This window comes from Cellulosimicrobium sp. EB106-03-01-XG111 (assembly GCF_058792115.1).
On record NZ_JBYTEQ010000016.1, the window covers coordinates 132,923 to 146,096 of the forward strand.

The window sequence follows — 13,174 nt, forward strand, 5'->3', positions numbered from 1 at the left end:
ACGGCAGCAGCACGTAGGCATGAACCCTCCTGTCACGGAGAGACCGTGACCGCGAAGACCAGAGGAGGTGGGTTATCCGCATGCGTCAGTACGAACTGATGATCATCCTCGACCCCGAGATCGAGGAGCGCACCGTCGCCCCGTCGCTCGACAAGTACCTGTCGGTCATCAAGACCGACGGCGGCTCCGTCGACAAGGTGGACATCTGGGGTCGTCGCCGCCTGGCGTACGACATCAACAAGAAGTCCGAGGGCATCTACGCGGTCGTCGACTTCACGTCGACGTCCGACACCGCCAAGGAGCTGGACCGTCAGCTCGGCCTCAACGAGGTCGTCCTGCGGACCAAGATCCTGCGCACGGACGCTCGCTGATCCTCCCCGCGTCCCCCCGTTCGACCCTCCCGCACCGGGAAGCTGCACGCCGTAGCGCGTGTGGGCGCCGCGTGGTGGGATGAGCGACGCGAGAACGTTACGAGCGAGGCGCGCGGCGCCGTCGACGACACAGACGACACACGAAGGAGCTGGCCATGGCAGGTGACACCGTCATCACGGTGATCGGGAACCTCACGGGAGACCCGGAGCTGCGTTTCACCCCCTCGGGTGCGGCGGTGGCCAACTTCACGGTGGCGTCCACGCCGCGGACCTTCGACCGCCAGTCGAACGAGTGGAAGGACGGGGACACCCTGTTCATGCGCTGCTCGATCTGGCGCGAGGCCGCGGAGAACGTCGCGGAGTCGCTGACGAAGGGCATGCGCGTCATCGTGCAGGGCCGCCTCGTCCAGCGCTCGTACGAGACCCGCGAGGGGGAGAAGCGCACCGTCGTCGAGCTGCAGGTGGACGAGATCGGTCCTTCCCTGCGCTACGCCTCCGCGAAGGTCACCCGCGCCCAGCGCTCGGGTGGCGGTGGCGGCGGCTTCGGCGGCGGTGGCGGCTACGGAGGTGGCGCCAACTCCGGTGGCGCCTCCGGCGGCGGATTCAGCTCCGGCGGCGGTCAGCAGCAGAGCGACGACCCGTGGGCCACGGCTGGTCCCGCGTCGTCCGGTGGTTCGTTCTCCGACGAGCCCCCGTTCTGATCGTCCGCCACTCCCAGAACACACACCCGTCCCCGCGGGTACTGCGCCGCTCGTCGGCGCGGTCCGCGCGCGGGGATCGCACCTTGTAGAGGAGCAACACCATGGCGAAGCCTGTGGTGCGCAAGCCCAAGAAGAAGTCCAACCCGCTGAAGTCGGCCAAGATCGAGTCGGTCGACTACAAGGACACGGCGCTGCTGCGCAAGTTCATCTCCGACCGCGGCAAGATCCGCGCGCGTCGCGTGACCGGCGTCTCCGTCCAGGAGCAGCGCCAGATCGCCCGTGCGGTGAAGAACGCGCGCGAGATGGCGCTGCTGCCGTACACGTCGACGGCTCGCTGAGCGGGAAGGGAGAGAACTCATGGCCAAGTTGATCCTGACCCACGAGGTCACCGGTCTCGGTGAGCCCGGCGACGTCGTCGAGGTGAAGGACGGGTACGCCCGTAACTTCCTCGTCCCGCGCAAGCTCGCCACGCCGTGGTCCAAGGGCGCCGAGTCGCAGGTGACTGCGATCCGCAAGGCGCGCAAGGCCCGCGAGATCGCGTCGCTCGACGACGCGAAGGCGATCCGCGACTCGCTGCAGTCGAAGCCGGTCGTCGTCGAGGCGAAGGCCGGCGCTGCCGGTCGCCTCTTCGGCGCCGTCACGACGGCGGACATCGCGTCCGCCGTGACGGCCGCCGGTGCGTCGGTCGACAAGCGCAAGATCGAGATCGGTCAGCCGATCAAGGCGACGGGGGACTACACGGTCTCCGTCCGCCTCCACCCGGAGGTCTCCGCGACCCTCGCGGTGAAGGTCGTCGCTGCCTGATCTGCTGCTGAGCAGTCCGCGAAGGTCCGGCCCCTCCTCGGAGGGGCCGGGCCTTCGTCGCGTCCGGCCGGGGTCTCGACGGCTCAGGCGGCACCGGTGACCATCCAGGCGCTCCCGCGCGCCCGGAGCCCGGTGGTGAGGGCGCGTGCCGCCATGAAGACCCCCGCGAAGGCGAGCCACAGCCACGCGAGGCCTGCTGCGCCGTCGGGCGCCCAGTGCCGGACGGCGAGCGCGAACGGCGCGTAGACGACGAGCGTGAGCATGCCCGCCCAGGCGAGGAAGCGGCCGTCCCCGGCGCCGATGAGGACGCCGTCGAGGACGAAGACCCAGCCCGCCATCGGCAGGAGGGCGCCGCACACCGCCATGCCGACGGCGACGGCGGTGCGCACGTCGGGGTCGGACGTGAAGAGGAGCGCGAACCACCAGCCGCCCGCGGCCATGACGACGCCGAGCCCGGCCCCGGCGGCGACGCCCCACTGGAGGGTGCGGCGCAGGACGGCGCGGACGCGCGGGACGTCGTCGGCCCCCAGCCCGTGCCCGACGAGCGCCTGCGCGGCGATGGCGAGCGCGTCGAGCGCGAAGGCCGCGAGCCCCCAGACGGAGTTCACGACCTGGTACCCCGCGAGCGTGACCTCCCCGAGCCCGGTCGCGACGAACACGGTGAGGAGGATCGCGAGGCGGAGCGACAGCGTGCGGACGAAGAGGGGCGCCCCGGCGCGCGCGTTGGCCCAGATCCCGCCCGCGGCGGGCCGCAGCGACGCACCGTGCCGCCGGGCGCCGCGCACGACGACCACGACGAGCACCGCGCCCATGGTGAGCTGGGCGACGGCCGTGCCGATCCCGGACCCCGCGATCCCGAGCCCTGCCCCGTAGACGAGGACGACGTTGAGGACCGCGTTGAACGTCGCGCCGCCCGCGGCGACCCACAGGGGCGTCCGGGTGTCCTGCATGCCGCGCAGCACGCCGGTGGACGCGAGGACGAGGAGCATCCCGGGGAGCCCGAGCGCGGACCAGCGGAGGTAGACGACGGCGTGCTCGGCGACCTCGCCCGTACCGCCCATCGCGCCGACGGCCCACGGCGCCGTCGTCCACAGGACGGCCGCGAGGAGCGCGCCCAGCCCGACGGCGAGCCAGAGGCCGTCGATGCCGGACTGGAGCGCCTCCCGCGTGTGGCCCGCGCCGATGCGGCGCGCGACGGCGGCCGTGGTCGCGTAGGCGAGGAAGACGCACAGGCCGACGAGGGTCACGAGGAGGGTCGACGCGAGGGACAAGCCCGCGAGCTGTGCGGTGCCGAGGTGGCCGACGACGGCGCTGTCGACGAGCACGAACAGCGGCTCGGCCACGAGCGCGCCGAGCGCAGGGACGGCGAGGGCGAGGATCTCGTGGTCGAGCCGGGACCGGGCGCGGCGACCTGTGGACGACGCACCGACGCCGGGTGGCGCTGCGGTGTCGTCGGGTCGACCGGACGGTGTCCGGCGTGTCGTCGGCGTGTCGCCCGACTTTCTTTCTTCCACACCCCTGAGGGTAGTGATGAGGCTGGTCAGAGGCCGCTCGCAGCGATGTACACAGCAAGATCGTGAGGTTGTCCACACCGTTTTCCACCGGGTGTGCACAGTGTGAGGGACTGTGTCCACAGGAACGGGGGTCCCTGTCCACCGGGCGTGCACAGGGCCGTTTGCAGGGCGTCCGGTGGCGATCTAGTGTCGCGGGGTCGTGCCTGTCGGAGGCGGGGGGCGCGGCCACCGGGACAGTCGTGTGGGTGGCCCGCGGTAGAACACGTGTACGACGAAGAGTGGTCCCGGTCGTGCGGTCCCGCAAGGGCCGTTCCAGTCCCGGGGGAGCGAGGGGCGCATGTCGATCGAGGAGCTCGAGGAGAGCTACGGGGGACCGGGGCCGTCGGGGTTCGACCGGACGCCGCCCCAGGACGTCGCCGCCGAGATGAGCGTGCTCGGCGGCATGCTGCTGTCGAAGGACGCCATCGCGGACGTCATCGAGCAGATCCGCGGCTCCGACTTCTACCGACCGGCGCACGAGATCGTCTACGAGTCGATCATCGACCTCTACGGTCGCGGCGAGCCCGCCGACGCCATCACTGTCGTCGCGGAGCTGACCAAGCGCGGCGAGCTCCAGCGCATCGGCGGCGCGCCCTACATCCACGACCTCATGGCCGGCGTGCCGACCGCCGCCAACGCCGGGTACTACGCGCGCATCGTCCGCGAGCGTGCCGTCCTGCGTCGCCTCGTCGAGGCGGGCACGCGCATCGTGCAGCTCGGCTACGCGACCGACGGCGGCGACGTCGACGAGATCGTCAACAACGCCCAGGCCGAGGTCTACGCCGTCACCGAGCGGCGCACGACCGAGGACTACCTTCCGCTCTCGGAGATCCTCGGTCCGACGTTCGACGAGATCGAGGCCGCGCAGGGGCGCGGCGAGGGCATGACCGGCGTCCCCACCGGCTACTCGGACTTCGACCGGCTCACCAACGGCCTGCACCCCGGCCAGATGATCGTCGTCGCGGCGCGTCCGGCCATCGGCAAGGCGCTCGCGCTCGACACGCCGCTGCCCACGCCGTCGGGCTGGACGACGATGGGCGAGGTCGCGGTCGGTGACCTGCTGGTCTCCGCGGACGGGACGCCCACACGCGTCGTCGCCGCGACCGAGGTCATGGTCGACCGCCCCTGCTACGAGGTCGAGCTCGACGACGGCACCGTGATCGTCGCGGACGCGCAGCACCAGTGGGTGACCTCGACCCGTGCCCAGCGACGCGCGGTGCGCGCCGGCGAGACGCCCGAGTCGTCCGTCCGCACGACCGAGGAGCTCGCGGCCACGGTCCGTTGTGTCACGGCGGACAACCGTGCGAACCACTCGATCGCTACGACGGCACCCCTGGACCTTCCCGAGGCCGACCTCCCGATCCACCCGTACGTGCTCGGGGTCTGGCTGGGAGACGGCAGCTCTCGGCGCGCCGAGTTCACGTCCGCCGACCCGGAGATCGCGATGCGGATCGAAGGGCTCGGCTACGTCGCACAGCCGAGCGTGGACGACCTGCTCGCGCTCGGCCTGCCAACGGCCGACGCGATCCCCGTTGCCTACCTGCGCGCGAGCGAGGCGCAGCGACGCGAGCTTCTCGCGGGTCTGCTCGACACCGACGGGACGGTCACGCCGCAGGGAAGCGTCCAGATCTCGCTGACGAGCGAGCGCCTCGCGCTGCAGACGCGAGAGCTGGCCCTGTCCCTGGGATACCGCACGGGGTGGTCGACGAAGGCCGTCCAGGGTCGGACCGAGTCCTCGTCCACGGCGTACACGATCACCTTCACGACCGAGGACGACGTCTTCTGGCTGGAGCGCAAGCGGCTCGTCCACAAGGAGCGCCGTCGCCCTGGGACGGCGCGGCTCACCTCGCGGTTCGTGGTCGACGTCCGACGCGTCGACCCGGTCCCGGTGCGCTGCGTCGAGGTGGACCACCCGTCGCACCTGTACCTCGCGGGACGGTCGATGGTGCCGACGCACAATTCCGTCCTCGGCATCAACGTCGCGACGCACGCCGCGGTGCACCACCAGATGGCGGCCGTCATCTTCTCCCTGGAGATGAGCCGCAACGAGATCACGATGCGTCTGCTCGCCGCCGAGGCGAAGGTGCCGCTCACGCGGATGCGCTCCGGGAAGATGGACGAGCAGGACTGGCAGAAGCTCGCCTCCACGATGGGCAAGGTCGCCGAGGCGCCGCTGTTCATCGACGACTCGCCGAACATGTCGCTCATGGAGATCCGGGCCAAGTGCCGTCGGCTCAAGCAGCGGCACGACCTCAAGCTCGTCGTCATCGACTACCTCCAGCTCATGAGCTCCGGCAAGCGCGTCGAGTCGCGCCAGCAGGAGGTCTCGGAGTTCTCGCGTGCGCTCAAGCTGCTCGCGAAGGAGCTCGAGGTTCCTGTCATCGCGATCTCGCAGCTGAACCGTGGTCCGGAGCAGCGTGGCGACAAGAAGCCGCAGATGAGCGACCTGCGTGAGTCGGGCTGCCTCACCGAGGACACGAAGATCCTGCGCGCGGACACCGGCGCGGAGACCAGCCTCGGTGAGCTGTTCGCGCTCAACGCCAAGGACGTCCCCGTGTGGGCGCTCAACGACCGGCTCCAGTACGTGCGCCGTCACCTCACCCACGTGTTCCCCACCGGGGTGAAGCCGGTGTTCAGGATGCGCCTCGCGTCGGGCAAGGAGATCGAGGCGACGGCGAACCACCCGTTCCTCACCTACGACGGCTGGACGGCGCTCGGGGACCTGGAGGTGGGCTCGCGCATCGGTGTACCGCGCCACGTACCGGGGCCGGAGCGGAACCTGGAGTGGGACGACCGCAAGGTCGTCATGCTTGCGCACCTCCTCGGGAACGGTCCTTCGCGAGCTGCCCGCACCGAGCACATGACGGCGACGGGCGCGGCACAGTCGGCGTCTGCCGCGTGGCTGGACGACCTCGGGCTTCGCGCCGCGCACACGAGCGAGGCCTTCGTCCCCACAAGCGTCTTCCACCTGCCGAAGCGGCAGATCGCTCTGTTCGTCAAGCACCTGTGGTCGACAAGCGCCGACGTGGGCATCAGCGCGGACGGGAGCGGAGGCCGCATCCGCTTCTCCTCCGCCTCTCGCGCGGTCGTCGACGGCGTCGCACGGCTCCTGCTCCGCTTCGGAATCTCGACGAACGTACGACCGGGTCTCGACGGGTCCTTCGCACTCGACATCGCCGAGCGCGACGACCAGCGTCGCTTCCTGCAGGAGATCGGGCTCGAAGGATCCCAGAGCGAGAACGCCGCTGAGCTCTTGGCGATCGTCCGTTCCAAGCGCTCGGCGTCGCACGTCGACACCGGACCACAGCACGTGTGGGACGTCGTGCGGGATCTGCTCGTGGAGGAAGGGCCGACGGCTATCCCGCGGCTGAGCGTCGGGAAGGGGACCGCGGGGTCGGACGACGCGCTGTGGCGGAACGGGCTCTCCCGGCACCGCCTCGGCAAGATCGCGGCTGTGCTCGAGAGCGAGGAACTGGAGATCATGGCCGTCAACGACCTCCTGTGGGACGAGGTCGTCTCGATCGAGCCGATGGGGGAGAAGCAGGTCTACGACGCCACGGTCCTCGACGGGCACAACTTCGTCGCGAACGGCATCGCGGCACACAACAGCATCGAGCAGGACGCCGACGTCGTGATCCTGCTCCACCGCGAGGACGCCTACGAGAAGGAGTCGCCACGCGCGGGCGAGGCGGATCTCATCGTCGCCAAGCACCGTAACGGTCCCACCGACACGATCACCGTCGCGTTCCAGGGCCACTACCAGCGCTTCGCCGACATGCAGATGTAGTGACGTGTTGTTGCCGAGATGTCGGCCACTCTGATCGATCCTGCGTGGAGTACACCCCACGCCGCTCCGATGCTCTCGGGTGTCGAGATGCCTGGAGCTCGTCGCAACACCGCTCCGCCGCGTTCGGTAGAACACAGCCGGGAGCCACCGACAACGAGGGCGCCTCTCGACGCAACCTGCGGGCTCTAGCCCGTGGTGAGAGAGAGATCGGCGATCCGCGGCCGTGGCGTGCCTTCGCCAGGCTGCCTTTCCACCATGCTGCTCAGGGCTCGACGCGCCATCGACGAGTCGCCTGAGGCCGCTGGGAGAGCATCACCGAGACGAGGGCAAGGATCACCACCCCCGCGTTGGCGGCGAGGGTGCCCGCCCAGGTCGTCGGCGGGATGCCGAGGGTGAAGCTGGCGGCGTTGAACACCGTGTGGGTGAGGATGCACAGGAGCACCCCGTTCGTGCCCGCGACCCGGAAGATCGCGCCGTAGAGGAGGCGGAACGCCATGATCTGGACCGCGAACATCCAGAAGTCGATCTGACCGGACTCGTGGTTCGTGCCGGGGATGAAGAAGAGCGGCACGTGCCAGAGGAGCCAGATGATCCCGACCACCAGCGAGGACGGGACGAACCCCCACCGCCGATCGAGCCCGGGTTGCAGCGCGGTCATCCAGCCGGCCTCCTCCATGCCGCCGATGACGAGGTTGCCCGGCAACGACAGGAAGAACATGAACCACGGGAGCGCGTGCGCGGACGGTCCGGAGACCAGCAGGTGGAGCGTGAAGTACAGCGCGAGCGCGGAGAGGGCGAGCAGGTACCCCGCGGGACGGCCACGGATGGCGAAGACGAGGCGCAGCCACTCCCGGAGGCCTGAGACCCTGCGGTTCGCTCGCAGGACGACGTAGGAGGCGATCGCGGGCGAGAGGATGTAGAGCGCGAACGGCACGTTCGCCAGGAGCTCGGGAACCGTGGTGACGACGTTGTTCACCTCGTAGCCGGAGCGGGCCGCCACGATCAGACCGCCGGAGAGCCCGTAGGCGATGAGGAACGTGAGCGTCACGAACTGGCGAGCGATCCGTGCGTCCGTCACCCCGCAACGATAGGGCCGGAACTGCGGGGGACCGCTGCTCGTCCAGGGGCGCGGAACGACGTCGGTGCGAGCGACCCGGACGGCAGCCGCACGTCGTCGACGGTGGGCGCGGCCGTCCGGTCGCTGCTGCGGCCGCGGTGCGGTCGGGACGGCGGGTCGTCGTCCGCCGTCAGCCCGCGACCGCCATGCGCGCGAGGGCCTGGGCGGCGCGCTCCGTGGCGACGGCGAGCGACGCGCCGACGTGGTGGTGGAGGGCGGTGCGCGCCTCGGGGAGCCGGTCGGCGAGCACGAGCTCGAGGATCCGGACGTGCTCGTCGACGGCGCTGCGGACGCGCGCGTCCTCGACGAAGTCGTACCGGCGCACGGCACGCACCTTCTCGTTGACCTCCACGAGCGCCTCGGTGATCCGCTCGTTCCCGGCCGCGCGCGACAGCGCCGTGTGGAAGCGCTCGTCGAGCAGCACGAAGCCGGGGTCCGGTCGGGGAGGGGCGGCACGGAGCTCGACCCACCGCGCGAGCTCGGCGCGCAGCACGTCCGTGTCGTGGCGCAGCCCCGGGTTCTCGATGACGCGGTCGAGCCCTCGGAGCTCGAGGGTCGCGCGCAGCTCGTCGAGGTCGCGCAGCGCGGCCAGGCTCGGCACGACGACGGCGTACCCGAAGTCGGTGCGCTCGACGAGGCCGTCGGACAGCAGGCGGGACAGCGCCTCGCGCACGGGGGTGCGCGACACGCCGAACCGTCGGCCGAGCTTGGGCTCGGTGAGCCGTTCGCGGGGGTCGACGCGCCCGTCGAGGATCTCGCCCCGCAGGCGTGCGTACACGGCGTCGCGCAGCGAGGTGGTGGCCCGTTCCGACGCGGTGACGACGTCCGTGCGGGCGCCCGGGTCGTCGGGCCGGGCGCCGGTCCGTCCTCTCACCGTCCCCACGCGCCGTCTCGTCGGTCGCCGGTGGCCACCGCCCGCCCCGCGAGCACGGTGCCTACACCGCCATCGCGGCGCGCACGCGGTGCTCGGCGGCCTCGCCGCCGGCGCCGCGGCTCGTCACGCGCCCGGACTGCAGCACGACGTAGTCGCGTGCCGCGCCGAGCGCGAACCCGACGTGCTGCTCGACGAGCAGCACGGACAGCCCGCCCGCGTCGGTGAGCGCGAGGATCGCGTCCTCGATCTCCGTGACGACGGACGGCTGGATGCCCTCGGTGGGCTCGTCGAGCACGAGCACGCGCGGGCCGGTGAGGAGGGCGCGCGCGATGGCGAGCTGCTGGCGCTGCCCACCGGACAGGAGCCCGGCCCGCCGGCCGAGCAGCCCGCGCAGGGCGGGGAAGAGGTCGAGCGCCTCGTCGAGGCGGCGCGGCCCCTCGCGCGACGTGTCGGCGACGAGCTGGAGGTTCTCCCGCGCCGTGAGGTCGCCGAACGACTGCTGCCCCTGCGGCACGTACGCGAGACCGCGCCGGACGCGCTGGTGGGTCGGGAGGCGGGTGACGTCCTCGCCGTCGAGCACGACGCTCCCCGACCGGGCCTTGAGCAGCCCGAGCGCGGTGCGCAGGAGCGTCGTCTTGCCGGCGCCGTTGTGCCCGAGCACGGCGGCGACGCCGCCGGCGGGCACGGTGAGGTCGACGCCGTGGAGCACCATGGTCCGGCCGTAGCCGGCGTGCAGGCCCGTGAGCTCGAGCATCACGCCTCCTTCTCGTCGGTGGTCGGGGCCGACGACGCCGGCGCGGCGCCCCGTCGTCGGGCACCGCGGGTCGCGCCCGCGCTGCCGAGGTAGACCTCCTGCACCCGCGGGTCGGCCTGGACCTCGGCGTACGTGCCCTCGGCGAGCACCTGCCCGAGGTGCAGCACGGTCACCGAGGACGCGAACGCCCGCAGGAACTCCATGTCGTGCTCGACGACCACGACGGTCCGCTGGGCGCCGATGCGTCGCAGCAGCTCCCCGGTCTGCTCGCGCTCGGCCTGGCTCATGCCGGCGACGGGCTCGTCGAGGAGCAGCAGCCGCGCGTCCTGGACGAGCAGCATGCCGATCTCGAGCCACTGCTTCTGCCCGTGCGCGAGGATCCCCGCCTGGACGTCGCGCAGGTGGGCGAGCCCGACGGTCTCCAGCGCCTGCTCGACGGCCGCGGGTGTCGACGACCGGCGGCGCAGCAGCGTGAGCGGCCCGCGGCCGGCGCCGGCCGCGATGTCGAGGTTCTGCAGCACGCTCAGCTCCTCGAAGACGCTCGCGGTCTGGAACGTGCGGCCGACGCCCGCCCGTGCGATGCGGTGCGTCCTCCTCCCGAGGAGCTCGACGCCTCCGAACTGCACCGAGCCCGACGCGGTGGCGAGACCGGTGATCGCGTCGACGATCGTCGTCTTGCCCGCGCCGTTGGGCCCGATGAGGAAGCGCAGGTCGCCCGCGGTGACGGTGAGGTCGACGCCCTGGACGGCGACGAACCCGTCGAACTCGACGCGCAGCCCCCGGACCTGGAGGTAGTCGTGGCGGAAGCGCGAGTCGTCGACGCCGAGGACGGCCTGCGCGGCCTCCAGGTCGAGGCCGTCGCCCGCGACGCCGGTCTCGAGGACGGCGGCGCCGAGCGCCTCCCGGTCGGTCGCCGCGGTCGCCGCGTCCGCGGCGGGTTCGGTGGGTCGGGTGGTCATGCGGTCCTCCCGGTGGTCGCGGGGTCGTGGTCGACGGCGTGCGTCCCCGCGGTGGCCGGGCCACCCGCGGTGGTGCCACCGCCCGGGTGACCGCCCTCCGAGGCGGCGTCGCCTGGCGGGGTGGGGCCGTCGTCGGGCACGGGGGTGCTGCGCGACCGGCGCCATCGCGTGAACAGCTCGGCGAGGCCGCCGGGCAGGAACGCGACGACGAGGATGAACAGCGCGCCCTGCGCGTAGATCCAGCCGGACGGGAACGTCTCGGACAGGCTCGTCTGCGCCCAGCTCACGGCGACCGACCCGAGGACCGGCCCGAGCAGGGTGGCCCGTCCGCCGATCGCGACCCCGATGAGGAAGCCGATCGACGGCACGACCCCCACGTCGGCGGGTGAGACGATCCCGACGATCGGCACGAACAGCGCACCGCCCACGGCCGCCATGAAGGCGGCGACGGCGTACGCGACGACCTTGACCTTCGCGGGGTCGTAGCCGAGGAACCGCACGCGGTTCTCCTGGTCGCGCACGGCGACGAGCAGCTCGCCGAACCGCGACACCATGAGCTGGCGCGCGACCGCGACCATGACCAGCAGGGCCCCGGCGGCGAGGAAGAACAGCATCCGCTTGTTCACGGGGTCGGCGAGGTCGTACCCGAAGAACGAGCGGAACCCGTTGAGGCCGTTGGTGCCGCCCGTCGTCGCCTGCTGGCCGACGAGGAGGATCGCGAAGGCGGCGGCGAGCGCCTGCGAGAGGATCGCGAAGTACGCACCCCGCACGCGTCGCGTGAAGACGGCGAACCCGAGCAGCGCGGCGAGGCCCGCGGGCACGACCGCGATGGCGAGGATCGTCACGACGGGCGACCGGAACGGCTCCCACCAGCCCGGGACCTCGCCCGAGCCGTAGAGCATCATGAAGTCCGGCACGCCGTCCGGCCCGGCGTCCGCGAGCTTGAGGTGCATCGCCATGAGGTAGGCGCCGAGGCCGAAGAACACGCCCTGGCCGAGCGTGAGCATCCCGCCGCGGCCCCAGGCGAGCCCGATGCCGACGGCGACCATGGCGAGGCACAGGAACTTTCCCAGCAGGCCGAGCCGGAACGTGGACAGCGTCGCGGGCGCGACGGCGAACAGCAGGACCGCGGCGACGGCGAACCCGACGACCACGCGGGCGCGCGACGAGCGGTACAGGGCGGCGAGCCGCGACGGGCTCTCTGTCGTGACGGCGGTCATGCGAGGCTCCTCGTCCGGACCGACACGAGGCCCTGGGGTCGCACCTGGAGGAAGACGACGATGACGACGAACACGAGCACCTTGGCGATGCTCGCCGTCGTCGAGTACTCGAAGGTCGCCTGGAGCAGCCCGAGCGCGAACGCCGCGACGACCGTGCCCTTGATCTGCCCGATGCCGCCGGCCACGACGACGAGGAACGCGTCGACGACGTAGCTCGTCCCGAGCGTGGGCCCGACGGACCCGAGCAGGGTGAGCGCGACGCCCGCGATCCCCGCGAGGCCCGAGCCGACGAAGAACGTGAGGCGGTCGGTCGCGCGGGTGGAGACCCCGCTCGCCTCGGCGAGGTCGCGGTTCTGCACGACGGCGCGGATCCGCCGCCCGAGCGGCGTCACCTTGAGCACGACGGCCAGCGCGACGACCGCGACGACGGCGAGCGCCAGGATGAACACGCGCGTCCTCGGGACGGCGAGGCCGAACAGGTCGACGGCGCCGCTCAGCCAGGCGGGGGCGCGCACGTCGACGTTGGGGGCGCCGAACACGTCGCGCGCGACCTGCTGGAGCACGAGCGCGACGCCCCAGGTCACGAGCAGGGTGTCGAGCGGCCGCCTGTACATCCGGTGGATGAGCGTCGCCTCGAGCAGCAGGCCGAGCAGCCCGCCGGCGAGGAACCCGAGCGGGATCGACACGAGCAGCGAGACGCCGGCGTTCCCGACGACCCCCTGCACGACGAACGCCGTGTAGGCGCCCGCCATCATGAACTCGCCGTGCGCCATGTTGATGACGCCCATCTGGCCGAACGTGAGCGCCAGCCCGAGGGCGGCGAGGAGCAGGACCGAGCCGAGGCTCAGGCCCGCGAAGAGCTGCGAGAACAGCACGTCCATGGGCGGTACGCCTTCCGGTGGGTGCGTGCGAGGGGGCAGGGTGCCGCGTGCGGCGACGTGACGGGAGAGGCGGGGAGCGGGGGGGGGGGGGGGGGGGGGGGGGGGGGGGGGGGGGGGGGGGGGGGGGGGGGGGGGGGGGGGGGGGGGGGGGGG

Annotated in this window: 12 protein-coding genes; 5 read left to right on the forward strand and 7 right to left on the reverse strand. The window is 72.0% G+C overall.

The window, feature by feature from the left end; translation table 11 throughout:
- Window positions 1-80 precede the first annotated feature (80 nt).
- The 4 genes from rpsF to rplI all read left to right on the forward strand — a co-directional run bounded on the left by rpsF (window position 81) and on the right by rplI (window position 1,876).
- Window positions 81-371, forward strand: a complete 291-nt coding sequence (gene rpsF, locus AC3WT4_RS13705) for a 30S ribosomal protein S6 (RefSeq protein WP_009863694.1) — start codon at window positions 81-83, stop codon at window positions 369-371.
- 155 nt (window positions 372-526) lie between these two features.
- Entirely contained in the window at window positions 527-1,072 is a 546-nt protein-coding gene (locus tag AC3WT4_RS13710; protein WP_021481583.1) for a single-stranded DNA-binding protein, read from the forward strand.
- A gap of 101 nt (window positions 1,073-1,173) precedes the next feature.
- On the forward strand, window positions 1,174-1,410 hold the full coding sequence (gene rpsR / locus AC3WT4_RS13715) for a 30S ribosomal protein S18 (RefSeq protein ID WP_021481584.1): 237 nt from the start codon (window positions 1,174-1,176) through the stop codon (window positions 1,408-1,410).
- Window positions 1,411-1,429: 19 nt separating this feature from the next.
- The gene (rplI, locus tag AC3WT4_RS13720; RefSeq protein WP_047230914.1) at window positions 1,430-1,876 is read left to right on the forward strand and encodes a 50S ribosomal protein L9; all 447 of its coding nucleotides are present in this window, start codon (window positions 1,430-1,432) and stop codon (window positions 1,874-1,876) included.
- Between the two features lie 83 nt (window positions 1,877-1,959).
- Here the strand turns inward: rplI and AC3WT4_RS13725 are convergent, their stop codons facing one another.
- Complete coding sequence (locus AC3WT4_RS13725) at window positions 1,960-3,255, reverse strand: MATE family efflux transporter (RefSeq protein ID WP_492315699.1); 1,296 nt, start codon at window positions 3,253-3,255, stop codon at window positions 1,960-1,962.
- Window positions 3,256-3,727: 472 nt separating this feature from the next.
- On the opposite strand from AC3WT4_RS13725, the gene dnaB reads away from it, so the two are divergent.
- Complete coding sequence (gene dnaB, locus AC3WT4_RS13730) at window positions 3,728-7,216, forward strand: replicative DNA helicase (RefSeq protein ID WP_492315690.1); 3,489 nt, start codon at window positions 3,728-3,730, stop codon at window positions 7,214-7,216.
- A gap of 262 nt (window positions 7,217-7,478) precedes the next feature.
- Here dnaB and AC3WT4_RS13735 read toward each other — a convergent pair whose 3' ends face one another.
- The 6 genes from AC3WT4_RS13735 to urtB form a co-directional block, all read right to left on the reverse strand.
- A complete protein-coding gene (locus AC3WT4_RS13735) occupies window positions 7,479-8,294 on the reverse strand; it encodes a CPBP family intramembrane glutamic endopeptidase (protein WP_492315691.1) in 816 nt (271 codons plus the stop codon).
- 169 nt (window positions 8,295-8,463) lie between these two features.
- Window positions 8,464-9,216, reverse strand: a complete 753-nt coding sequence (locus AC3WT4_RS13740) for a GntR family transcriptional regulator (RefSeq protein WP_492315692.1) — start codon at window positions 9,214-9,216, stop codon at window positions 8,464-8,466.
- Between the two features lie 52 nt (window positions 9,217-9,268).
- Window positions 9,269-9,961 (reverse strand): urea ABC transporter ATP-binding subunit UrtE, encoded by a 693-nt coding sequence (gene urtE, locus AC3WT4_RS13745; protein WP_074803966.1) that lies wholly within the window; start codon window positions 9,959-9,961, stop codon window positions 9,269-9,271.
- Window positions 9,961-10,920: an urea ABC transporter ATP-binding protein UrtD gene (gene urtD / locus AC3WT4_RS13750; RefSeq protein WP_492315693.1), complete on the reverse strand. Its 960-nt coding sequence runs from the start codon at window positions 10,918-10,920 to the stop codon at window positions 9,961-9,963. The genes urtE and urtD overlap by 1 nt, the downstream gene beginning before the upstream one ends.
- Complete coding sequence (gene urtC / locus AC3WT4_RS13755) at window positions 10,917-12,140, reverse strand: urea ABC transporter permease subunit UrtC (protein WP_108048895.1); 1,224 nt, start codon at window positions 12,138-12,140, stop codon at window positions 10,917-10,919. Before urtC ends, urtD begins: the two co-directional genes overlap by 4 nt.
- Complete coding sequence (urtB, locus tag AC3WT4_RS13760) at window positions 12,137-13,021, reverse strand: urea ABC transporter permease subunit UrtB (RefSeq protein WP_492315694.1); 885 nt, start codon at window positions 13,019-13,021, stop codon at window positions 12,137-12,139. The genes urtC and urtB overlap by 4 nt, the downstream gene beginning before the upstream one ends.
- Window positions 13,022-13,174: the final 153 nt, after the last annotated feature.